At 65.2% G+C, this 22,680-nt stretch carries 20 protein-coding genes; 10 read left to right on the top strand and 10 right to left on the bottom strand.

Annotated features, from left to right (window positions below):
- Positions 1-32 precede the first annotated feature (32 nt).
- Together ntrX and AC3WLX_RS01845 are read right to left on the bottom strand one after the other, a co-directional pair.
- On the bottom strand, positions 33-1,403 hold the full coding sequence (ntrX, locus tag AC3WLX_RS01840) for a nitrogen assimilation response regulator NtrX (protein ID WP_025036297.1): 1,371 nt from the start codon (positions 1,401-1,403) through the stop codon (positions 33-35).
- 17 nt (positions 1,404-1,420) lie between these two features.
- Positions 1,421-3,829: a sensor histidine kinase NtrY-like gene (locus tag AC3WLX_RS01845; RefSeq protein ID WP_492334470.1), complete on the bottom strand. Its 2,409-nt coding sequence runs from the start codon at positions 3,827-3,829 to the stop codon at positions 1,421-1,423.
- A gap of 177 nt (positions 3,830-4,006) precedes the next feature.
- Between AC3WLX_RS01845 and AC3WLX_RS01850 the strand changes: the two genes are divergently transcribed.
- The gene (locus AC3WLX_RS01850; protein ID WP_291618771.1) at positions 4,007-4,153 is read left to right on the top strand and encodes a hypothetical protein; all 147 of its coding nucleotides are present in this window, start codon (positions 4,007-4,009) and stop codon (positions 4,151-4,153) included.
- Between the two features lie 219 nt (positions 4,154-4,372).
- Here the strand turns inward: AC3WLX_RS01850 and ntrC are convergent, their stop codons facing one another.
- The 3 genes from ntrC to dusB are packed head-to-tail and all read right to left on the bottom strand — an operon-like array spanning position 4,373 to position 7,998.
- Positions 4,373-5,815 carry a nitrogen regulation protein NR(I) gene (ntrC, locus tag AC3WLX_RS01855; RefSeq protein WP_131868637.1) on the bottom strand — a complete coding sequence of 481 codons (1,443 nt, stop codon included), beginning with the start codon at positions 5,813-5,815 and terminating at the stop codon, positions 4,373-4,375.
- Between the two features lie 9 nt (positions 5,816-5,824).
- The gene (locus tag AC3WLX_RS01860) at positions 5,825-7,000 is read right to left on the bottom strand and encodes a two-component system sensor histidine kinase NtrB (RefSeq protein WP_291618779.1); all 1,176 of its coding nucleotides are present in this window, start codon (positions 6,998-7,000) and stop codon (positions 5,825-5,827) included.
- On the bottom strand, positions 6,997-7,998 hold the full coding sequence (gene dusB / locus AC3WLX_RS01865; protein WP_492335897.1) for a tRNA dihydrouridine synthase DusB: 1,002 nt from the start codon (positions 7,996-7,998) through the stop codon (positions 6,997-6,999). Before dusB ends, AC3WLX_RS01860 begins: the two co-directional genes overlap by 4 nt.
- A gap of 280 nt (positions 7,999-8,278) precedes the next feature.
- Here dusB and AC3WLX_RS01870 point away from each other — a divergent pair, with 280 nt between their 5' ends.
- Both AC3WLX_RS01870 and AC3WLX_RS01875 read left to right on the top strand, forming a co-directional pair.
- Positions 8,279-9,460, top strand: a complete 1,182-nt coding sequence (locus AC3WLX_RS01870; protein ID WP_291618781.1) for a bifunctional 2-C-methyl-D-erythritol 4-phosphate cytidylyltransferase/2-C-methyl-D-erythritol 2,4-cyclodiphosphate synthase — start codon at positions 8,279-8,281, stop codon at positions 9,458-9,460.
- 3 nt (positions 9,461-9,463) lie between these two features.
- Complete coding sequence (locus tag AC3WLX_RS01875; protein ID WP_157284384.1) at positions 9,464-10,072, top strand: CinA family protein; 609 nt, start codon at positions 9,464-9,466, stop codon at positions 10,070-10,072.
- 21 nt (positions 10,073-10,093) lie between these two features.
- On the opposite strand, the gene AC3WLX_RS01880 is transcribed toward AC3WLX_RS01875, so the two are convergent.
- Positions 10,094-10,873 (bottom strand): mechanosensitive ion channel family protein, encoded by a 780-nt coding sequence (locus AC3WLX_RS01880; RefSeq protein WP_291618793.1) that lies wholly within the window; start codon positions 10,871-10,873, stop codon positions 10,094-10,096.
- 527 nt (positions 10,874-11,400) lie between these two features.
- Between AC3WLX_RS01880 and AC3WLX_RS01885 the strand changes: the two genes are divergently transcribed.
- Genes AC3WLX_RS01885 through AC3WLX_RS01910 form a run of 6 tightly spaced genes read left to right on the top strand, consistent with a single transcriptional unit; the run spans position 11,401 to position 16,538 of the window.
- Entirely contained in the window at positions 11,401-12,108 is a 708-nt protein-coding gene (locus tag AC3WLX_RS01885; RefSeq protein ID WP_492334471.1) for a c-type cytochrome, read from the top strand.
- Positions 12,109-12,116: 8 nt separating this feature from the next.
- Complete coding sequence (locus tag AC3WLX_RS01890) at positions 12,117-13,370, top strand: cytochrome c (protein WP_492334472.1); 1,254 nt, start codon at positions 12,117-12,119, stop codon at positions 13,368-13,370.
- A 7-nt stretch (positions 13,371-13,377) separates the two neighbouring features.
- Positions 13,378-13,554: a hypothetical protein gene (locus AC3WLX_RS01895; RefSeq protein WP_291618798.1), complete on the top strand. Its 177-nt coding sequence runs from the start codon at positions 13,378-13,380 to the stop codon at positions 13,552-13,554.
- On the top strand, positions 13,551-14,114 hold the full coding sequence (locus AC3WLX_RS01900) for a cupredoxin domain-containing protein (RefSeq protein ID WP_291618800.1): 564 nt from the start codon (positions 13,551-13,553) through the stop codon (positions 14,112-14,114). Before AC3WLX_RS01895 ends, AC3WLX_RS01900 begins: the two co-directional genes overlap by 4 nt.
- Positions 14,101-15,723: a b(o/a)3-type cytochrome-c oxidase subunit 1 gene (locus AC3WLX_RS01905; RefSeq protein WP_291618802.1), complete on the top strand. Its 1,623-nt coding sequence runs from the start codon at positions 14,101-14,103 to the stop codon at positions 15,721-15,723. Before AC3WLX_RS01900 ends, AC3WLX_RS01905 begins: the two co-directional genes overlap by 14 nt.
- On the top strand, positions 15,723-16,538 hold the full coding sequence (locus tag AC3WLX_RS01910) for a c-type cytochrome (protein WP_492334473.1): 816 nt from the start codon (positions 15,723-15,725) through the stop codon (positions 16,536-16,538). Before AC3WLX_RS01905 ends, AC3WLX_RS01910 begins: the two co-directional genes overlap by 1 nt.
- A 20-nt stretch (positions 16,539-16,558) precedes the next feature.
- Here the strand turns inward: AC3WLX_RS01910 and AC3WLX_RS01915 are convergent, their stop codons facing one another.
- Together AC3WLX_RS01915 and lipA are read right to left on the bottom strand one after the other, a co-directional pair.
- The gene (locus AC3WLX_RS01915) at positions 16,559-17,029 is read right to left on the bottom strand and encodes a type II toxin-antitoxin system RatA family toxin (protein ID WP_492334474.1); all 471 of its coding nucleotides are present in this window, start codon (positions 17,027-17,029) and stop codon (positions 16,559-16,561) included.
- A gap of 6 nt (positions 17,030-17,035) precedes the next feature.
- Positions 17,036-17,992 carry a lipoyl synthase gene (gene lipA, locus AC3WLX_RS01920; protein WP_492334475.1) on the bottom strand — a complete coding sequence of 319 codons (957 nt, stop codon included), beginning with the start codon at positions 17,990-17,992 and terminating at the stop codon, positions 17,036-17,038.
- Between the two features lie 130 nt (positions 17,993-18,122).
- Here lipA and AC3WLX_RS01925 point away from each other — a divergent pair, with 130 nt between their 5' ends.
- Positions 18,123-18,725 carry a DNA-3-methyladenine glycosylase gene (locus AC3WLX_RS01925; protein ID WP_492334476.1) on the top strand — a complete coding sequence of 201 codons (603 nt, stop codon included), beginning with the start codon at positions 18,123-18,125 and terminating at the stop codon, positions 18,723-18,725.
- Between the two features lie 88 nt (positions 18,726-18,813).
- Here the strand turns inward: AC3WLX_RS01925 and AC3WLX_RS01930 are convergent, their stop codons facing one another.
- Together AC3WLX_RS01930 and AC3WLX_RS01935 are read right to left on the bottom strand one after the other, a co-directional pair.
- Positions 18,814-21,690, bottom strand: coding sequence for a valine--tRNA ligase (locus AC3WLX_RS01930; RefSeq protein ID WP_492334477.1), 2,877 nt, complete (start codon positions 21,688-21,690; stop codon positions 18,814-18,816).
- A 127-nt stretch (positions 21,691-21,817) separates the two neighbouring features.
- On the bottom strand, positions 21,818-22,582 hold the full coding sequence (locus AC3WLX_RS01935; protein WP_492334478.1) for a PopZ family protein: 765 nt from the start codon (positions 22,580-22,582) through the stop codon (positions 21,818-21,820).
- Positions 22,583-22,680: the final 98 nt, after the last annotated feature.

Below are 22,680 nucleotides of genomic sequence, written 5' to 3' on the forward strand. Positions count from 1 at the left end.
GCGCGATCCACTCCCTGCTGGCCGCAAACGCCCTAGCCGACGCCGAGCGCCTTCAACTTCCGGTGCAACGCGGACCGTTCCATGCCGACGAACTCGGCCGTTCGAGAAATATTTCCTGAGAAACGGCTGATCTGTGCAATCAAATAGTCGCGCTCGAACACCTCGCGCGCCTCGCGCAGCGGCAGGCCCATGATGTGCTCGCCATTGTTGCTGGTCGGCATGGCCGGCACCATGGATCCGACGTCCTGCGGCAGCATGTCGGCGGTGATGATCACCTCCGGCCCGCCCGCGGCCAGAATCATGACCCTTTCGACGTTGTTGCGGAGCTGACGCACATTGCCGGGCCAGACGTGCGATTGCAGCACCGCCATCGCGTCCTGACCGATCTGACGCTTAGGTAGGCCGCTGCCGGCCGAGATCTGCTCCATGAAATAGTCGATCAATTCCGGAATGTCCTCGCGGCGCTCCGACAGTGCGGGCACGCGGATCGGCACCACCGAGAGGCGGTGGTAGAGGTCTTCGCGGAAACGGCCCGCCGCGATCTCCTCTTCGAGATTGCGCGCGGTCGAGGAGATGATGCGCACGTCGACCTGCACCTTGGCGGTGCCGCCGACGCGCTGGAACGACTGCTCCACCAGCACGCGCAGGATCTTGTTCTGGGTCTCGCGCGGCATGTCCGCGATCTCGTCGATGAACAGCGTGCCGCCATGCGCCTCTTCGAGCGCGCCGGGCTTGCGCGGCTGCTCGCCATTGGACTGCTCCACGCCGAAGAGCTCGTGCTCCATCCGCTCGGGCGTGATCGCGGCTGCGTTGATCACGACGAACGGACCGTCGGCGCGGCCCGAGGCCGTATGCAGCGTGCGCGCGGTCAATTCCTTGCCGGCGCCCGCAGGGCCGACGATCAGGATGCGGCTGTTGGCCTTGGCTGCGCGCTCGATGGTCTGGCGCAGCTGGTTCATGCTGGGTGAGCGGCCGACGAGCTGGCTTGCGCTCGGCGCGAGCTGCTTCAGCTCCTTGACCTCGCGCTTGAGCCGCGAGTTCTCCAGCGCTCTGGTTGCGACCAGGATCAATCGGTCCGCCTTGAACGGCTTTTCGATGAAGTCGTAGGCGCCGCGCTTGATCGCGGCGACCGCGGTCTCGATGTTGCCGTGGCCGGAGATCATCACCACGGGCAGATCGGCATTGTCCTTCTTGACCTGCTCCAGGAGCTGCAGGCCGTCGAGCTTGGAGCCTTGCAGCCAGATGTCGAGGAACACCAAATGCGGCCTGCGATTGGCAATCTCCGCCAGAGCCGAGTCGCTGTCGCGTGCCGTTCGGGTGACGAATCCCTCGTCCTCGAGAATGCCTGCAACGAGATCCCGAATATCGGCCTCATCATCGACAATCAGAATTTCATTTGCCATGGATCGCGCCTGTCTTGTCAGCTGCCTGTTGAGGCTTCGATTTTGGGTGAATCATTGGTCTTTTCAGCCGGCTCTTTGGTTCCGCCGGACGCTTCTTTTGTGTCCTGGTTCTTGACGGGATCCGTTTGCGTGCCGTCGGGCCTGGATGTCGTCTCGATCGCCTTCTTGTCCGCCGGCACTTGCTCGGCCGACTTTGCAGGTTGCCCCGAGACGGCAAAGCGCAAGCGCATCCAGGCGCCGCGCTGGCCTTCACGAAAGTCGGAGGCGTCCTTCAGTTCGATCCGCCCGCCATGGTCTTCCAGCACGCGGCCAACGATGGCCAACCCCAGCCCGGTGCCTTTGGCCCGCGTGGTGACGTAAGGCTCGAGCAAGCGCGAGCGCGCCACCTTGGGCAGTCCGATGCCGTTGTCGATGACGTCGATCAGCACGTCGTCGCCTTCGCGCGACACCACGACGTCGATACGGCCCTTGCCACCGTCTTTGCCGAGTTCCTCGGGCGGGACCTGCTCGATCGCCTCGGTCGCATTCTTGACGATGTTGGTGACCGCCTGCGAGATCAGCCGGCGGTCGAACTGGGCGCGCAGCGGATCCTGCTTGAACTCGGCCTCGATATCGATCTCGGGATGGGCGACCTTCATCAGGAACACCGCTTGGCGCACCGTGTCGGCGACGTCTTCGCCCTCCATCACGGGCTTCGGCATCCGGGCAAAGCGCGAGAACTCGTCGACCATGCGCCTGATATCGTCGACCTGGCGCACGATCGTGTCGGTGCACTGGTCAAAGATCTGCTTGTCCTTGGCTTCGGTGATGTCCTTGCCGAACTTGCGGCGGATGCGCTCGGCCGAGAGCTGGATCGGCGTCAGCGGGTTCTTGATCTCGTGGGCGATGCGGCGCGCCACGTCGCCCCAGGCCGAGGTGCGCTGCGCCGAGACCAGCTCGGTGATGTCGTCGAGGGTGATGATGTAGCTGTCGTGAGGCTGGTTCTTCTCGGCGCTGACGCGGACCGACAAATTGCGTTCGGAGCCGTCTCGGGTGATCGTGATCTGGCCCTGCACCAGGCGCTGGGTTCCTTCCCGCGCCGTCTTCATCATCTCGTCGAGCTCGGGCAGTACCTCGGAGAGTGGGTGACCCAGCGTCTCGGATTCGGCGTGCCCGATCAGCTTCTCGGCGGAGCGATTGAGAATGCCGACGCTGCCGGAGGCATCGACGCCGATGATGCCGGCGCTCGCCGAGGACAGCACGGCCTCGATGAAGCGGCGGCGGCTGTCGATGAGGTCGCTGGCGTTGACGAGCTCGTCGCGCTGACTGCGCAATTCCTGCGTCATCTTGTTGAAAGTTTCACCCAGCTGGGCGAGATCGCCTTCCGATTGGTGTACCGGCACCTGGACGTGGAGATCGCCGGTCGAGACCGTCTGCGCCGCATTCATCAGCCGCCGGATCGGCGACACCAGGGAGTTGGCGAAGTTGAGGCCGATCAGCACGGAGGCCATCAGGATGGTCAGCGCGATCACCGCGAACATCAGGGCGAAGGCGACCTGGATGCCCAGCCGCCGTGACTCGATCTGGCCATACTCGGCAACGCTGACCTCGGTCTGCTTGAGCTGGTCGACGACGTTCGGATCAAGGGGCCGGGCGACGTAGAGGAAGGTGTCACTGAAGGCGCGCAGGCGGATCACCGCGGCGACATAGCTCGTGTCCGGGAGCACCGCGATCTCGGGCTCGTTCTCGTTGACGTTGCTGAGAAAATCCGGCGCCGGCGGCGAATAGGCCAGCCGCATGCCCGTGTCGGCGGATTCCAGGATGTTGGTGTTCTTGTCGATGATCATCGCGCCGGGCAGATTGCGGGAACTGGCGCTGGCCGTCAGCATCTCGCGGAACGAGCGGCGGTCCTGATCGTAGAGTGGCCTCGCATGGGCGATGTCGTTGGCCATGCCGAGGATGTCGCCGCGGATCAGCTGCGCGTGGTCCTGCATGTAGGCGCGCGCGATGTTCAGCGAATTCTGGATGACCTCCTTGGTCGGGCCGGAGAACAGCCGGTCGAGGCCGCGCTCGATGGTGACGTTGGCCACGACAGAGACCAGCACCGCCGGCAGCACCGCCACGATCGAGAACAGGCTGACGATCTGGACATGGAGGCGAGCCGCCGCCCGGCCCCGCCGCCGCGCCAGAATCAGCTGCCAGAGCTCCCGGACGATGATTCCCACCAGGAGCAGGATCGTCGCCGCGTTGATCAGGTAGAACGAGCGGACCACCTCCGGCGTCGGCTCGATCGTGGAGAGGCCGGTCAGGACCAGAAAGGTCAGGAACGCCGAGAGCAGCGCCAGCGCCACGGCAACGGGTGCCAGCCAGCGGCGCACCGACCAACGCCGGGACTCTTCCGCTGGGGCCGTGTCAAAGTGTGCGGCCGAGGTGTCTGCGCTGGTCATTCCGGCAATGGTGGTGCTGAAAACGGATCCGCGGGCGCGCGGATACTGATGTATTCGTACCACATTGTTGCCGAATTGCGACAATTCCGCGGCGCGACCGCACAGGCGGACCGGCGCCATCCACAGCAACATGATCGCTGGCCGGAACGGATTCCCGCCATTCCGGCTTGATCCGGCATGGACAGGATCTTCCTCGCAACGATGGTGTCGGCGGTTCTGCTGCTGATCGTGGCCGCCGACCTCCTGGTCAACGGCCGCGGACTTCAGCAGGACCCGATCAGTGTCGCCGGCATGATGCCGGCATTCGGCCGGCCGGTCAGGTAGATGTGATGCCGCGTGCCGCGGCGAAGCGACCAATTTGAATGTGCGTGCGGAACATTCCAGTCCGATCAGGACTTCTGCTCACCGCGTCAGCCACAACGGCCAGCGCGATCCGGACAGGCTCAGCTCTGCCTTGGTAGGGGGAGCTGAGCCACCTCCGCGCAACCGCGCTTCCGCGTTTGTCGCGTCCGCGCAACCGCGTTCAGCATCGCGCGGGAAAGTCTACCCCCCGCTCCGATACACTTGGATGTCGAGATCCCGGATTTTCTTCCGCAGCGTGTTGCGGTTGAGACCGAGCAGGTCCGCGGCGCGGATCTGGTTGCCGCGGGTGGCGGCGAGCGCGGCCGTGAGCAGCGGCACCTCGATCTCCTTGAGGATGCGGTGATACAGGCCGGGCGGCGGCACGCCATTGGGAAAGCCCTGGAAGTGCGAGGACAGATACGCCTCCACCGCGCCGCCGAGATTATCGACGCCCTGCTGGACCGCGGCGCCCGGGCTGACCGAGGGCGGCGCGAGCTCGCCGTCGATGACCGAGGCCGTGATCACGTCCTGCGGATAGAGCGCTGCGAGGCGCCGGGCCAGGTTTTCCAGCTCGCGTACGTTGCCGGGCCAGCGATGCTGCTTCAGCCGTTCCAGCGCCAGCGAGTCGAGCTTCTTCGGCGGCAGGCCGTCCTTCTCGGCCAGCGTGAAGAAGTGCCGGACGAGATCCGGCAGATCCTCGATGCGCTCGCGCAAGGGCGGCAGCCGCAACGGAACGACGTTGAGGCGGAAGAACAGGTCTTCGCGGAACAGGCCCTGCTGGATCAGGACGCGCAAATCCTTGTTGGAGGCCGCGACGATGCGCACGTCGGTCTTGATCGGCGTGCGGCCGCCGACGGTGGTGTACTCGCCCTGCTGCAGCACGCGCAGCAGGCGGGTCTGCGCCTCCATCGGCATGTCGCCGATCTCGTCGAGGAACAGCGTGCCGCCCTCGGCCTGCTCGAAGCGGCCGGAGGCGCGGGTGTTGGCGCCGGTGAAGGCGCCGCGCTCATGGCCGAACAATTCGGACTCGATGAGGTCGCGCGGGATCGCGGCCATGTTGACCGCGACGAACGGTCCGTTGCGGCGCTTGCCGTAATCGTGCAGCGCCCGCGCCACCAGCTCCTTGCCGGTGCCGGACTCGCCCGTGATCATCACGGTGAGGTCGGTCTGCATCAGGCGCGCCAGCACGCGGTAGATTTCCTGCATCGCCGGCGAGCGGCCGACCAGCGGGATCGCCTCCATCTCGGCGTCCTCGTCCGGCGACGAGGTCCGCTCCTTCGGCTCGGCGAGCGCGCGGCCGACGATGGCGATCAGCTCCTTCAGGTCAAAGGGCTTTGGCAGGTATTCGTAGGCGCCGCGCTCGGAGGCGCGGATCGCTGTCATGAAGGTGTTCTGCGCACTCATGACGATGACGGGCAGATTCGGCCGCATCTTCTTGATCCGCGGCAACAGGTCGAAGGCGTTTTCGTCCGGCATCACCACGTCGGTGATGACGAGATCGCCCTCGCCCTGGCTGACCCAGCGCCACAGCGTCGCGGCATTGCCGGTCAGCCGCACTTCGTAGCCGGCGCGCGACAGTGCCTGGTTGAGAACGGTGCGGATGGCGGTATCGTCATCGGCGACGAGAATGCTACCTGCGGGCATTGTTGATCCTCATTTTGCCCCCTGTGACGCAGGCGACGATTTCCCGGCAGAGCCGTCGCGGCTGCTTTGATCGGCATGTTTGACCGATGTGGAATACATCGGCATCAGCACGCGGAAGGTGGTCTTGCGCGGCTGAGATTCGCATTCGATGATGCCCCCGTGATCGCCGACGATCTTGGCGACCAGCGCAAGGCCGAGACCCGAGCCGGTCTGCTTGGTGGTCACGAACGGGTCGAACAGATTGGGCAAGAGATCGTCGGGCACGCCGGGTCCGTTGTCCTTCACGCAGAATTCCAGCGGGAGAGATACCCGGGATTTTTGACCGGGGACTGACAGGCGCACGCCGGGACGGAACGCCGTGGTGAGCTGGATCTCGCCGTCGGGCACGTCGATCAGCGCTTCAGCGGCGTTCTTCACCAGATTGAGGAACACCTGGATGAGCTGATCCTGGTTCGCCAGCACCGGCGGCAGCGAGGGATCGTAATCCTCGATGAAACGGATGTTGCGGGCAAAACCGGATTGCGCCAGCCGCTTCACATGGTCGAGCACGGAATGGATGTTGACGGGGCCGCGCACCACGGGACGCTCGTCACCGAACACCTCCATGCGGTCGACCAGCGTCACGATGCGATCCGCCTCGTCGCAGATCAGGCGCGTCAGCATGCGGTCCTCGGACGAGGCCTGCTGCTCGAGGAGCTGCGCCGCGCCGCGAATGCCGGAGAGCGGGTTCTTGATCTCGTGCGCCAGCATCGCCGCCAGCGCGATCACCGACCGCGCGGCGCTGCGGTGGGTGAGCTGACGGTCCATCTTGTCGGCAATGGTGCGTTCCTGCAGCATCACCACGATGTGGCCGGGCCGCTCGGTGAGCGGAGCAACATGGAGATCGACCTGGCGGTCGCCGCCCATGCGCGGCGTGCCCAGATCGACCTTGTATTCGTTGACCGGCGCATTCGACGAGCGCACCTGGTCGATCAGCGCCAGCAAGGGGCTGCCGAACGGCACCAGCTCCTTGAGCGAATGCCGCTTCAGGAACTGCGTCGAGATCTCGAAGAAGGCTTCGGTCGCGATATTGGCGGCGACGATCTTGCCGTCCGGCCCGATCATCAGGACGGGGTTGGGCAAGGCGTCCAGGATTGCGTCGCTGTCGGACGGAAGCGGCCGACGATGGTCAGCGGCTGAGCTCATGCAGCAGCGCTCCATGCGAAGTCGTCGAAAGCGTCTTGCAGTGACCTGTGAACGAGGCGCGGATCCTCCGAGACCAGGATCTTCTGGCGCCAGGATTTCAGCTTCTCGGCCGGCGCACGGCTCGCCTGCGCTGCGACGTCGAGCGCCCAGCCCAGGTGCTTGCGGGCATGCCTCAGTCCGATGCGCAGACCATAGAGTGCGCAAATGCCGTCATAGAGGGTGCGGACATAATGCAGCTGGGTTTCAAGGGAGGGCACGGCTTCCTCGGTCCCGCCCTTGAGCCGGCGGCCGATCTGGCCGGGCAGCCAGGGCTGGCCCTGCGCGCCACGGCCGATCATCACGGCGTCGGCGCCCGAGGCCGCGAGTGCAGCGACCGCCTTGTCGTAGGAGGTGATGTCGCCGTTGACGACGAGCGGAATGGAGATGGCATCGCGCACCGCGCGGATCGCATCCCAATCGGCCTCGCCCTTGTAGAACTGGCAGCGGGTGCGGCCATGGACGGTGACGAGCTTGACGCCCGATGCCGCCGCGCGCCGCGCCAGCTCCGGCGCGTTGCGCGTGCGGTCGTCCCAGCCGAGCCGCATCTTCAGCGTCACCGGCACGTTCACCGCCGCAATCGTCGCTTCGATCAGGCTGACGGCATGGTCGAGGTCGCGCATCAACGCCGAGCCGGACTGGCCGCCGGTCACGTGGCGGGCGGGACACCCCATGTTGATGTCGATGATATCGGCGCCTTCGGCCTCGGCGATCCGGGCGCCCTCCGCCATCCAGTGCGTCTCGCAGCCGGCGAGCTGGACCACATGAGCTCCGATGCCCGTGGCTTCGCAGCGCAACCGGGACATTCGGTGGCCATTGGCGAGCTCATCGCTTGCAGTCATTTCGGACACGACAAGGCCGGCCCCAAGCTCGGCCGCCAGCCGGCGAACGGGCGAGTCAGTCACACCCGACATCGGCGCCAGGAAGACCGGGGTGGCGACGTCAATATCGCCGATTTTCAACGGCTTAGAGCCAGATACTGCCGAGCCGGTCACAGGAGTCTCGTTGACTGGGCAGGGCCTCATCGCGCCTGCCATGATCTATCTTGCGCACAATTCTTGTGCAGTCAAGCGTCATGCCTACAGTTTAGACAATTCTGCAAAGCTTTCAAGTGCAGTGCAGCAAAATGCCGTTTCCCACAATCCGGGGAAACCCCCTTTTTTTGCGGGCCTGCCGTGCTAGAGGCTTGCCCGTCAAATCACCCGTCCCGGGTCTGCATCCCCAAGCGAATATTCGAGTCCCATGGCGAAATCACAGCGTACCGCGGTCGTCCTCGTCGCAGCCGGTCGTGGGCTGCGTGCAGGCGCTGGCGGGCCGAAGCAATATCGCGAGATCGGCGGTGTGCCCGTGATCTATCGCGCCATGGAGGCGTTCAGCCGCCACCCGGAGGTATCGGCCGTGCAGCCGGTGGTGAACCCCGACGACAGCGCAATCTTTGCCGCCGCGGTCGCAGGGCTCAAGCACGAACCGCCCGCGAAGGGCGGCGCCACCCGACAGGCGTCAGTGCTCGCCGGCCTCGAGGCACTCGCCAGACACGCGCCCGACATCGTCCTGATCCACGATGCCGCGCGCCCCTTCGTGTCGGCCGGCGTGATCTCGCGTGCGATCAAGGCCGCTGGACGCACCGGGGCCGCGATTCCCGTCGTCCCCGTCACCGACACCATCAAGGTCACCGGCGAGGGCGGCAATGTCGAGGGCACGCCGGACCGCGCGTCCTTGCGAATCGCGCAGACGCCGCAATCCTTTCGTTTCGACGTCATCCTGGAGGCGCATCGTCGCGCGGCGAAGGACGGGCGCTCGGATTTCACCGACGATGCCGCGATTGCCGAATGGGCGGGATTGACGGTCGCGACTTTTGAAGGCGATGTTGCGAACATGAAGCTCACCACTCCCGAGGATTTCGTGCGCGAGGAAGCGCGCCTGGCGGCCCAGCTCGGCGACATCAGGACCGGAACCGGCTACGACGTGCACGCCTTCGGTGAAGGCGATCATGTCATGATCTGCGGCGTGCGCGTGCCGCACACCAGGGGTTTCCTGGCCCATTCCGACGGCGACGTCGGCCTGCACGCGTTGGTCGACGCCATCCTCGGCGCACTCGCCGACGGCGACATCGGCTCGCACTTTCCGCCGAGCGATGCGAAGTGGAAGGGCGCCTCTTCCGATCAGTTCCTGAAATATGCCATCGAGCGCGTCACGGCGCGCGGCGGTCGCGTCGCCAATCTCGAGGTGACCATGATATGCGAGCGACCCAAGATCGGTCCGTTGCGCGACACCATGCGTGCGCGCATCGCCGAGATCTCCGGCGTCGACATCTCGCGCGTCGCGGTGAAGGCGACGACCAGCGAGCGGCTCGGCTTCACCGGCCGCGAGGAAGGCATCGCAGCCACCGCGAGCGCCACCATCCGCCTCCCCTGGAGCGTCTAAGCCATGGGCGGCAGCGACGCACGCGCCCTCTCCCGCTCGCTGCTCGACCTGTGCCGGATGCGCAAGCTGACGATCGCGACCGCCGAATCCTGCACCGGCGGGCTCGTCGCCGGCGCGCTGACCGACATTCCCGGCTCCTCCGACGTGATCGACCGCGGCTTCGTCACCTATTCCAACGAGGCCAAGCGCGCCATGCTCGGCGTCGAGGCGAGCACGCTCGCCAATTTCGGCGCGGTCAGCAAGGAGACAGCGACCGCGATGGCGATTGGGGCGCTGGAGCGCGCCGATGTCGATCTCGCCGTTGCCATCACAGGCATTGCCGGCCCCGGCGGCGCCACGCCCGGCAAGCCGGTGGGTCTCGTGCACTTCGCCGCCGCCGCGCGCGACGGCCGCATCATCCATCGCGAGCACCGCTTTGGCGCAATCGGCCGCAGCGCGGTGCGCGCCCGCTCCGTGGTCGAGGCGCTGCGCATGCTGATGGACCTCGCCCGCGGCCCCCAAGTCGCGGCCAAACCGCAACGTGCCGCCGCAAGCCGCCTGCGCCCCCGCGTGACCCGCTCGCCGCGCCGGCACGTCGTGAAGCGGAGGCCGCCGCGCTCGCCGCGGGGGTGAACGACCGCGCCTTCGAAACGTCTACGCCGCTGCGAGCAGCGCGCTGGCGTGATCAAGCACGCACTGCCTGACCGCGTTCGCCTCCGACGGCTTTGCCTTCGCGCTCACCGTCAGCTCCAGGATCGGCGACGCCGGGTTGGCGACGTCGACGACTCTGGAGATGTTGACTGCAGGCGCAGCCTGATCATCCATGCGGGAATCATTGCGCAGCTCCGTCAGAATGCGATCGGCCAGGGCCGAAGCGGCGCTCGCCGGCACCGGAAACGTCACCTTGATCTCGCCCGTTCCGGGATAGGCACTGTGGTTGATGATGGCTGCACCCCACACCTGCCCGTTGGGCAACAGGATCTGCGTGTTGTCGGACGCGACCAGCTCGGTCATGAACAGCGAGAGCGACCTCACTTTGCCCGCCTTGCCGGCGACCTCGACATCATCGCCGATCTTGAAGGGCCGGAATAAGAGCAGCATCACGCCGGCGGCGAGGTTAGACAGCGTGCCCTGCAACGCAAGGCCAATGGCGAGCGATGTCGCGCCCAATACGGCAACGAGGCTTGCGGTCTGGATGCCGAAGAGCTGCAGCACGGCGATGCCGACCACCGCAAGCACGCCATAGCTTGCCAGACTGCCCAAGAAAAGCGTCACCAGCGGATCGACCCGGTGCGTGACGTTCAGCAGGCGCGTGACCAAGCGCTGCATGGCGCCGGAAAGGTACCAGCCGACAGCGAGCAGCAGGACCGCGTAGATCGCGTTCAAGCCATATAGAACGAGAGATGCTTGCAGCGTGTCGAAATTGACGGTCATGGCGGCTCCAACCAGGTTGAGAACGCGCCGCGATGCGAAATGATCCCGGTGGGTGTCGATGGGGAACAAGGTCGGATAGCCCAGACGATAGCCGGATGAGCGAAGCGACCGGGACCACCTCTCGTATGAGCCCGGATGTCACGGCGCTCATCCGGCTACAAGCCTACTGTTGCATTCCCGGGCGCTGTTAGCGTGCGCCAAGCCGCGTCGTCCTGACGCCCGAGATCTGCGAGGCGTCCCGCGCAGTGGCTCGCGGGTGCCCGGCCAGCACCTGCTCTTTCGTGCGCTTTCTGAGAAGGAAGGTGACATAAGCAAAGCTCGGGCAGAACTGCGCGAAACTGCAGAGTTATGTGCAGTTTGCAAGAAACACGCGAGTTTTGGCGAATTCGATCGGGATCGCAGATACGAGGGCGCGACCAAACGTCATCATGCGTGACCGATCTTGCGCGAAACCATATTGGCGTAATAATGCCCCCGTACGTTGTGCTCTGAAATCAGCCGGACCAACATTGTGGAGGGCGACGAAATTGTTCGCTCGCGCTGCGGCCTTTGTCGCCGTGATCATCGCTCTGGCCGGCATTGAGGATGCGGCCGCGCAAACGACCAACCAACCGCCGGACACGATGGCGGCGCGGGTCGAAGCCTGCACGCCCTGCCACGGCAACAGGGGCGAAGGCACCAGCGACGTCTATTTCCCGCGCCTTGCCGGAAAACCGGCCGGCTATCTCTACAACCAGCTCCTCGCCTTCCGCAGCGGCCGGCGTAAGTATCCGCCGATGAATTACCTGTTGGAGTTTCTGCCTGATCCCTATCTGGCGGCGATGGCGGAATATTTCGCGGGCGAGCATCCACCGCTGCCGCCGCCGGCTCCGAGCGACGTCAGCAAGGACGTGTTGGCGCTGGGAGAGGCGCTCGCTACCAGTGGCGATGCCAGCCGCAACATTCCGGCCTGCGTCAGTTGCCACGGTCCGGGACTGACAGGCATGCAGCCCGGCATTCCCGGCCTGTTGGGTCTGCGCGCCGCCTATGTCAGCGCCCAACTCGGCGCATGGCGCTACGGGACACGCACGGCGAAGTCCCCCGACTGCATGCAGGTCGTCGCCGGCCATCTAACCGAGGCCGACGTCACTGCTGTTTCGGCCTGGCTCGCGACACAGGCGGCTCCGGCCAATCCGCCCCCCGTCCCGAAGGGCACCTACGCGCTGCCCTTCGGCTGCGGCAGCCAGCCCAACTGACGAGGCGGATGATGGGCTCGAAACTGTCGTTTGCACTTCTTGCCCTACTTGCGCTGACGACGGCCGTGCATGCGCAGGACAAGACCCAGAACAATCCCAATGACGTTATCGCGCGCGGCGAATATCTTGCCCGCGCCGGCGATTGCACCGCCTGCCATACCGCGCCGGAGGGCCGCCTGTTCGCCGGCGGCCGCGCGATGCCGACCCCGTTCGGCACGCTATACACGTCTAACATCACGCCAGACCCGACCACCGGCATCGGCAAATGGAGCGCGGACGATTTCTACAAGACCATGCACAGCGGCCGCTTCCCCGACGGCGGGCTGATCTATCCGGCGATGCCGTTCGCGTCCTACACCAAGGTCACGCGCGCCGACAGCGATGCCATCTACGCGTATTTGCGCTCGATCCCCGCTGTGGACCAGAAGAACAAGCCGCACGAGCTCCGCTTTCCCTATGACAACCGCCAGCTCATCCTCGGCTGGCGCACGTTGTTCTTTACCGAAGGCGAGTTCAAGCCGGATCCCAAAAAATCGGAGGAATGGAATCGTGGCGCCTATTTGGTCGAAGGCCTCGGCCATTGCGGCATGTGCCATTCGCCCATCAACGCGCTCGGCGGCACCTCGCAATCGGAGGCCTTCAAGGGCGGCCTGATCCCGATGCAGAACTGGTATGCGCCTTCGCTGACATCCGACCGCGAGGCCGGGCTCGGCGACTGGAGCATCAAGGACATCACCGACCTGCTCCAGACCGGCGTTTCCATGCGGGGCGTCGTTTATGGCCCGATGGCTGAGGTCGTGCACAACAGCCTGCAATACCTCAGCGACGAGGACACCAGGGCGATGGCCGTGTACCTCAAGAGCATCTCACAGCCCTCGCCTCCGCCGCCGGCGCGGACGACCCTGTCGACCACAGAGAGCAGCCTGCTCGTCAGCCTCGGCAAGACAGTCTACGACAAGCACTGCGCGAGCTGCCATGGCACCCAAGGCGAAGGCAAGCCGCCGCACTGGCCGCCGCTCGCCAACAACCAGTCGATCGAGATGCAGTCCGCGGTCAATCCGATCCGCATGGTGCTCAATGGCGGCTATCCGCCGGGCACCAAGGGCAATCCGATGCCCTACGGCATGCCGCCCTTCGCGGGCCTTCTTTCCGACAACGAGGTCGCCGCCGTCGTCTCGTACATCCGCACTGCCTGGGGCAATCGCGGCGCACCGGTCTCGGCGCGCGAAGCCAACGAGCTGCGCTCCGCCCCGCTGAAATGAGGCTGCCATGATCAATTCCGATCCGCCGACCACCCCGGCAGCCGCCGACCAAGCGGTCGAAGAAGTCGTCGCGCAGGGGCCATCCGGGGCGATCGTGCTCGCCGGCATCGCCACCGCTTGCGTGGTCGCGATGTGGTTCGCCTTCTACCTGTTCGTCTTCCTGCCGCGCGGATCACTGCAATGAGCACCGAACAGGCCCATGGCAGCGCCGAAGTCGCTGCCCGCGTCGAGCGGCGCTGGGCTACCATTGCCGTGATCATCATCGTGATGATGGCGCTGCTCGCGGCATTCGCCGGCATCCATCGTGCGACCATGCCGCAGCCGCGCGTCGAGACGATCGATCCAGCGCGCCTGCATCTGTCCGGCGAATTCGTCGAGAGCAATCTCGGCAGCGTGCTGGAGGCCAACGGCAACGTCACGGTGCGTGCGATCGGCCAGCAATATTCCTTCACGCCGGCTTGCATCCTGGTGCCCGCGGACACGCCGATCACGCTCCGCGCCACCAGCGCCGACGTCGTCCACGGCATCCTCATTCAAGGCACCAACGTCAACACGATGCTGGTGCCGGGCTACATCTCCGAGCAGCCCATGCGGTTTGCCAGGACTGGTGACTATCTGATGCCGTGCCAAGAGTTTTGCTCCTTCGGCCACGAGGGCATGTGGGGCAAGGTCAAGGTGATCGACAAGGCCGAATTCGCAGGTCGAGCCAAGGGTGGCGGGAGGCTGAGCTGTGTTGGTCAATAGGAAGCTCATCCTCGCCCATTTCTGGCTGGCCTTCGCGGTGTTCGGCATCGCCCTCACGCTCGGCGCCTGGCAGATGTTCATCCGCAGCCCGATCGGCACCTGGCTGTCCAATCCCGAGCTCTACTACCGTTCGCTGACCGCGCACGGCACGGTGATGGGCTACGTCTTCCCGACCCTGGTCGCGATGGGGTTTGGCTACGCCATCAGCGAGGCTGCCCTGCAGCAGCGCCTGGTCGGCGTGCGCTGGGCCTGGGCCGGTTTCTGGCTGATCGTCGCCGGCAGCGTCATGGCGGTGATCCCGATCGCGCTCGGCCGCGCTTCGGTGCTGTACACGTTCTACCCGCCGCTGATCGGCAACGTCTTTTACTATCTCGGCGTCGTACTGGTGGTCGTCGGTTCGTGGATCTGGGTCGCGCTGATGTCCGTCAATCTGCGGGTCTGGCGCAAGGCGCATCCCGGCGCGCCGGTGCCGCTGGCCATGTTCGCCAATGTCGCCGGCTCCTATTTGTGGGCCTGGACTGCCGTCGGCGCTGCGCTCGAGCTATTGCTCCAGATCATTCCCGTCGCGGCGGGGCTCAAGAGCACGATTGATGCCGGCCTTGCCCGTGTGTTGTTCTCCTGGACGCTGCACGCCATCGTCTATTTCTGGCTGATGCCGACCTACATCGCTTATTATACCATCGTGCCGCGCGCGATTGGCGGCCGGGTCTATTCCGACAGCATGGCGCGGATCTCCTTCATCCTGTTTCTGGTGGTGGCGATGCCGATCGGCATGCACCACACCTTTGCCGATCCACAGGTCGGCGCCGGATTCAAGTTCATCCATTCGGCCTTCACCGCGCTGGTGGCGCTGCCGACGCTGCTGACCGTGTTCACGATCTGCGCCTCGGTCGAGATCGCCGCGCGCCTACGCGGCGGACGCGGCCTGTTCGGCTGGATCAGGGCCCTGCCCTGGGACAATCCGATGATGCTGGCGCTGGCGTTCTCCTTCGTCATGCTCGGCTTCGGCGGCGCCGGCGGCCTGATCAACATGAGCTATCAGCTCGATGCGTCCATTCACAACACGCAGTGGATCACCGGCCATTTCCACCTGATCTTCGGCGGCGCCATCGTCATCATGTATTTCGCGATCGCCTATGATTTGTGGCCGCATCTGACCGGCCGAGAGCTGATCGATTTGCGTCTGATCCGCACACAGCTCTGGCTGTGGTTCGTCGGTATGATCGTCACCACGTTTCCCTGGCACTGGGTCGGCATTCTCGGGATGCCACGACGCATGGCCTATTTCGATTTCGGCGATCCCGCGATTGCACCGCAAGCGCTCTCGGTCACGTTCTCGGCGATCGGCGGATTCATCCTGCTGGCCTCCGGAATCCTGTTCATCGTCATCCTGGCGCGAGGCATGCGCGCGCCGCGGGCCGATGCAGGTCCCTACCAGTTTGCGCTCGCCGTGCATCAACCCACAACCGTGCCGGTCGCGCTCAACACGCACGGGCTTTGGGTGGCGCTGATGATCGCGCTCACGCTCACCAATTACGGCTATCCGATCCTGACCCTGGCACTGAGCGAAGGCACGTCGGTGCCGGCCGTCTATGTGGGGGCGCAGTGATGAGCACGTCCGAGCTCTTCACGTTCCGCAACAGACATTTCTCGCTCGCGGTGGGTATCACCGCAGCGATCCTGATCGTGACGGCGATTGCCGGCTTCCTCGTGCTGCCCTTCGCGCAGCCCTGGGTTCAGTTCGCAAACGTCTGGGATGCCATCTGCAGCGCCGCCGGCGTGCCGCAGCGCGCGCCAAAGGTGACCGTGCCCGACCAAAGGACGCGCCTGTCGGAGGTCGTCCTGACCTCGTCCACGCTAGCGCGCCCGAGCCAGGAGGGGATCGGTCGCGGTGCCACGCTGGCGCAGCGCTGTGCCATCTGCCACGGCCCGACCGGCGTCAGCCGGGCGGATTCGCCCAATCTCGCCGGCCAATATGCCGCCGTGATCTACAAGCAATTGCTCGACTTCCGCTCGGGTGCGCGGACGAATGCCGTGATGTCTCCGTTCGCCGTCAATCTGACGGATCAGGAGATCGCCGATCTCTCTCACTATTACGCCTATCTGCCGCGGCTCCCGGCCTACCATCCGACGCCGCAGCTGCCGAAGCCCAGCATCGTCATCTATGGCGCGCCGATGCGCGGCATCGCGCCCTGCGGCTCCTGCCATGGCAGCCTCGACAACAAGATCGGCAGCCCTTGGCTGGAGGGGCAGTCCGAGGCCTACATGAAGGCGCAGCTCCAGGCCTTCGCCTCGGGCGAACGGCGCAACGATATCAGCCAGCAGATGCGCAACATCGCGCGCGCCATGACGCCACAGGAGATTGATCAGGCCGCGTCGTATTACGCCTCGCAGCCACCGGACGTGGTGAAAGCGGTCGATTGACGCCGGGACGCGAGAGTAACCTACGTCGATGCCAGCTTCGGGCGGCCGTAAATGGCATCCGCGCGCTTCTCGAACGCGGTCGAGAACCGCGCAAAGGCGGCGTCGAACATCGATCCCATCAGCATGGCCAGCATGCGGCTCCTGAACTCGTAGGAGAGGAAGAAACCGACGTCACAAAAGTCCTTATCCTTGGGCTCGAATGTCCAGCGGTTTTCCAGATTGCTGAAGGGACCCTGCAGATACTCGACCAGGATCTTCAGATTGGCGCGGTCGAGGGTCACCCGACTGGTGAAGGATTCCCTGACCAGCTTGAAAGACACCGTCATGTCGGCAACCAGCACCTCGGTGCCATCGGGTTTGGCCATGCGCTGGCGAACCCTGAGCGCGCTGCACAGCGGAACGAATTCCGGGTAGCGCTCAACGTCGGCGACCAGATCGAACATCTCGGATGCGCTGTGATTGACACGGCGCTTGCTCGAAAAACGGGGCATGGCGGTTCAGCGGGCGTTCGCGGCCCGCGCGGCCTTCAGTCTCGCAAAGTCCTCGCCGGCATGATGTGAGGAACGGGTCAGCGGACTCGCCGACACCATCAGGAAGCCCTTGGTATAGGCGACCTTCTCGTAAGAACTGAACTCGTCCGGCGGCACGTAGCGCATCACGGCGTGGTGTTTGCGGGTCGGCTGCAGATATTGCCCGATGGTGAGAAAATCGACCTCGGCAGAGCGCAGATCGTCCATCACCTGGAGCACCTCGTGGCGCTCTTCGCCGAGGCCGACCATGATGCCGGACTTGGTGAAGATGGCAGGATCGAGCTCCTTGACCCGCTGCAGCAGCCGGATCGAGTGGAAATAGCGCGCGCCGGGCCGCACCGTGAGATAGCGCGACGGCACGGTCTCGAGATTGTGGTTGAAAACGTCGGGCTTCGCGGCAACGACGATGTCGAGCGCGCCCTCCTTCCGTAGGAAGTCCGGCGTCAGGATCTCGATGGTGGTCGAGGGGCACGCGGCCCGGATCGCGCGAATCGTCTCTGCGAAATGTTGCCCGCCGCCGTCGGCGAGGTCGTCGCGGTCGACGGAGGTGATGACCACGTGGGCGAGGCCCAGCTTGGCGACCGCCTCGGCAACGTTCTGCGGCTCGGCCGCATCGAGTGCATTGGGCAGGCCGGTCTTGACGTTGCAGAAGGCGCAAGCCCGGGTGCAGGTGTCACCCATGATCATGAAGGTCGCGTGCTTCTTGTCCCAGCACTCGCCGATGTTCGGGCAACCCGCCTCCTCGCACACCGTGTGCAGCCCGTTGGCGCGCACGATGTTGCGGGTGTCGGCATAGCCGCGGGTGTTGGGCGCGCGCACGCGGATCCAGTCCGGCTTCGGCGGCGAAGCGGAATCGGGCCGATTCACCTTTTCGGGGTGGCGCGGGCGCAGCGGGTTCGCGATGGTATCGACAATAACGACCATGGGGTGTCCGGTCTGTTCAGGTCCTACCTAGTCGGTCTGGCATGGCATCGCAACCCGGCTCGCCCCGCTTCAGGGAACATGGCAGATATGGGCAATATCCTGCTCTGTTATCAGGCGATTCTCACCTCGAATGGCTCCAATCTCGAAGACTTCACCCACACGGCTCGGCAAGCCGCTGAAGCGTGCCTTTTTCGGCCGCAGCGTTCATGAGGTCGCGCCCGACCTGATCGGCGCCACCCTGCTGGTCGATGGCGTCGGCGGGATCATCGTCGAGGTCGAGGCCTATCATCATACCGACCCGGCTGCGCACTCCTATCGCGGGCCGACGCCGCGGAACCAGGTCATGTTCGGCCCGCCTGGCTTTGCCTATGTCTATCGCTCCTACGGCATTCACTGGTGCGTGAACTTCGTTTGTGAGGAGGAAGGCTCGGCCAGCGCCGTGCTGATCCGCGCGCTGAAGCCGACACATGGCCTCGCTGCGATGCGCCGACGCAGGCATCTGCAGGACGTCCATTCGCTGTGCTCAGGCCCGGGCAAGTTGACCGAAGCGCTCGGCATCACCATCGCGCACAACGCCCTGCCGCTGGACCGCCCGCCGATCGCGCTGCATGCGCGGACGGAGGATGTGGAGGTCGCAACCGGCATCCGGATCGGTATCACCAAGGCGGTCGAGCTGCCTTGGCGCTATGGCGTCAAGGGCTCGAAGTTTTTGAGCAAGCCGTTTCCGAGATGATCGTCATTCCGGGGAGATGCGCAGCATCGAACCCGGAAGTTCGAGATTCCGGGTCTGGTCCTTCGGAGCATCCGGAATGACGGGAGTCTCACGACGCCTGCTTCAGACGCTCCAGCGCCTCGAGCAGCTTGGCCTTGCGGGCCAGCGCCGCCTCGCGCTTTTCGCGCTCCTCCTCGACGACCTCCTCGGCGGCGTTGGCGACGAATTTGTCGTTCGCCAGCTTGGAGTCCGCGCGTTTGATGTCGGCATCGGCCTTGCCGATCTCCTTGTCGAGACGCGTGCGCTCCGCAGCCACGTCGATCACGCCCTTGAGCGGCAGGGCAGCCACCTCGCCGCGCACGAGCAGCTGAACGGCGCCATCAGGCGCGCGGTCGGCGAAGGAGATCTCCGACAGCCGCGCCATGCGCTTGATGACGTCGGCCCAGCGCGGCGCGCGCTCCCTGGTCTCGGCCGAAGCGCCAGCGAGCACCAGCGCCGTCAGCGTTGCCGGAGGAATGTTCATCTCGGCGCGCACCGAACGGATCTGCGTGATCAAATCGATGACCCAGCCGATCTCGGCCTCCGCCGCGGGATCGGTGAAGTCGGCATGATCGAAGAGCGGCAGCACCCAGACCGGCGAGACCAGCGCATCTGTCGGCCCTGCCGTCGCGGCGAGCATCGCAATCTGCTCCGGCGTGGGCTCGGCCGGCTTCAAGGGCCACGGCGCCAGCGCCAGCAGCCCATCACGCCTGGCCGTCACCTCCCACAGCTCTTCGGTAATGAAGGGCATGAAGGGATGCAGCAGCTTCAGGATCTCGTCGCGCGCCCATGCGACCATGGCGCGGGTCTCGTCCTTGGCGGGGCTGTCCGGCCCCAGCAGCACGGGCTTGGCGAGCTCGACATACCAGTCGCAATAGACGTTCCAGACGAAGCGGTAGATGCTGCCGGCCGCGTCATTGAAGCGATAGGCCTCGATCGCCTCGGTCACCTCGCGCGTGGTGTGCGCGGTCTCGTGCGCGATCCAGCGGTTCAGGGTTTCCTTCGCCTTCGCCGGCTCGAAACCATCAGGAACGGCGCAGTGGTTCATCTCCGCGAACCGGCACGCGTTCCAGAGCTTGGTCGCGAAATTGCGGTAGCCCTCGACGCGGCTGGTGGCGAGCTTGATGTCGCGCCCCTGCGCTGCCATCGCCGCCAGCGTGAAGCGCAGCGCGTCCGCGCCGTATTCGTCGATCAGGTTGAGGGGATCGATGACGTTGCCCTTCGACTTCGACATCTTGGCGCCCTTCTCGTCACGGACGAGGGCGTGGATGTAGACAGTCGAGAACGGCACCTCCTTCATGAAGTGCAGTCCCATCATCATCATGCGGGCGACCCAGAAGAAGATGATGTCGAAGCCCGTCACCAGAGCGTTGGTCGGGTAATAGCGCTGCACCTCGGGCGTCTCGTCGGGCCATCCCAGCGTCGAGAACGGCCACAGCGCCGAGGAGAACCAGGTGTCGAGCACGTCCTCGTCGCGGGTGATGAAGCCTTCACGCTTGTTGCGGTCAAGCGCCATCTCGCGCCCCTGCTCGGGGGTGATGACCTCCTGCTCGACGTAATAGCCGAGGGCGTGGCTGATCGCCTCCTCCTCGGTCTCGGCCACGAACACCTTGCCGTCGGGCCCGTACCAGGCAGGGATCTGATGGCCCCACCAGAGCTGGCGCGAGATGCACCAGGGCTGGATGTTCTCCATCCACTCGAAATAGGTCTTTTCCCAGTTCTTCGGGACGAAGGTGGTTTCGCCTGAGCGCACCGCGGCGATCGCAGGTCTCGCCAGCGTCTTGGCGTCGACATACCATTGGTCGGTCAGGTAGGGCTCGATCACGCTGTTCGAGCGGTCGCCATGCGGCACCATGTGGGTGTGCGGCTCGATCCGCTCGACGAAGCCGAACGCTTCCAGCCGCTCGACGATGCGCTTGCGCGCAGCGAAGCGATCGACCTTGTGGAACTCCTCGGCAAATTGCGAAGCGCCTTCGGGCAGGTCGCGCAGATAGTCCTCGTTGTCGACGAGATCGAGACAGCCTTCCCGGTCGATCACGCTGATGCGGGCGAGGCCGTGGCGATTGCCGACCTCGAAATCGTTGAAGTCGTGGGCCGGCGTGATCTTGACCGCGCCCGAGCCCTTCTCCGGATCGGAATAATCGTCGGCGACGATTTTGATCTTGCGGCCGACCAGCGGCAAGATCACGTTCCTGCCGACCAGCTTCTGATAGCGCTCATCATCGGGATGCACGGCGACGCCGGTGTCGCCGAGCATGGTCTCGGGACGCGTGGTGGCGACGACGATGAAGCTCGATGGGTCATCGGGACTGAAAGTCTTGCCCTCGATCGGATAGCGCAGGTACCAGAGGTGGCCCTTGACCTCGAGTTGCTGCACTTCGAGATCGGAGATCGCGGTGAGCAGCTTGGTGTCCCAGTTCACCAGCCGCTTGTCCTTGTAGATCAGCCCCTCGCGGTGCAGCTCGACGAACACCTTGACGACGGCTTTCGACAGCCCCTCGTCCATGGTGAAGCGCTCGCGCGACCAGTCGCAGGAGGCGCCGAGCCGCTTGAGCTGGTTGATGATGGTGTCGCCGCTCTCGGCCTTCCACTGCCAGACCCGCTCGAGAAACTTCGCGCGGCCCATCTCGCGGCGGCCGGGCTGCTGCCGTTCCATCAGCTGCCGCTCGACCACCATCTGGGTGGCGATGCCGGCATGGTCGGTGCCGGGCTGCCACAGCACGTCGCGGCCGCGCATGCGCTCGAAGCGGCACAGGACGTCCTGGAGCGTGTTGTTGAGGGCGTGGCCCATGTGCAGCGAGCCCGTCACGTTCGGCGGCGGGATCACGATGGTGAAGGGCACCGCGTCACGGCGGTCGGGACGGCCCGCTTTGAAGGCAAGGCTATCCTCCCACACCACGGACATGCGGGCTTCGATATCGGCGGGCTGGTAATTTTTCTCGATCATGGGGTGTAGAAAGCCGCGTGCGCGGCTCAAGTCAACGGGAAGCTCGACGGCTGGCGCCCCCGCTCCTGGCCGCAAGCCGATTGTGACGCCGGAGCAGGGCTTTATCGGGGCAGGCCGCGGCCCTGCCCTACCGGCCGCCGCGCGAAACCCGCTCGATTTCCGCCTTCACGATGCGTTCAACGAGGCCCGGCAGATTGTCATCCAGCCAGGATTTCAGCATCGGACGCAGCATCTCCTTGACCAGATCCTCCAGCGTCCGTGCGTTGCTGCTCAGCACCGTATGGGCCAGGGAGTTGAAGGCGGATTCGACGGCCGAGACGGTCGATTGCGCCAACATCGGCTGCTGCGGCGGAAGCGGCGGGGCGTCGAAGTCAACAGGCGCATAAGACGGTGGCGGCGTCGGACGCGGCGGCGCTTCGGCGAATTCGAGATCGTCGCGCGGTTCGACCTTGCGGAAGCTCGGTGGCGGCGGAGGCGGTGTCGGATCCACCGCCATGTCGTCCGTCAGTTCGAGCACGTCGGGCTCCGGCTCTGGTTCCGGCTCAGGCGCACGGATCTCCGGCGCCGGCGTGGCCGAGTCGAGGCCGGCCAGCAGCGCGTCGATATCATCCTGGCTGTTGGATGCATCCGCCGCCGGCGCGGGCGGTGGCGGCGCCGGCTTGGCGGCCGGGGGCGGTGCGGGCTTCTCGGCGGCGGGTTTGGGCGGAGCGACCTTGGATGGCGGAATGTCGTTCATGGCCTGCGGCTTCGGCGGCGCGGGGGGCGCTGCTGCCTTCTCGGGCTTGGCGGCCTCGGCCGGCGGCGGCTTCGCCTCATCGTCGGCAATGATGCGCCGGATCGAGGCCAGAATCTCCTCCATCGAGGGTTCTGTGACCTTTGCAGGCTGCGTCATCTCCGACTCCACATCATCAACGCCCTCGCATGCGTTGTTTTACACCAAGCACGACAGGATTGGCCGGTTCCGCAACGAGCGCCCCGACATTTTCGTCG

The organism is Bradyrhizobium sp. FW305-F6, assembly GCF_058782905.1.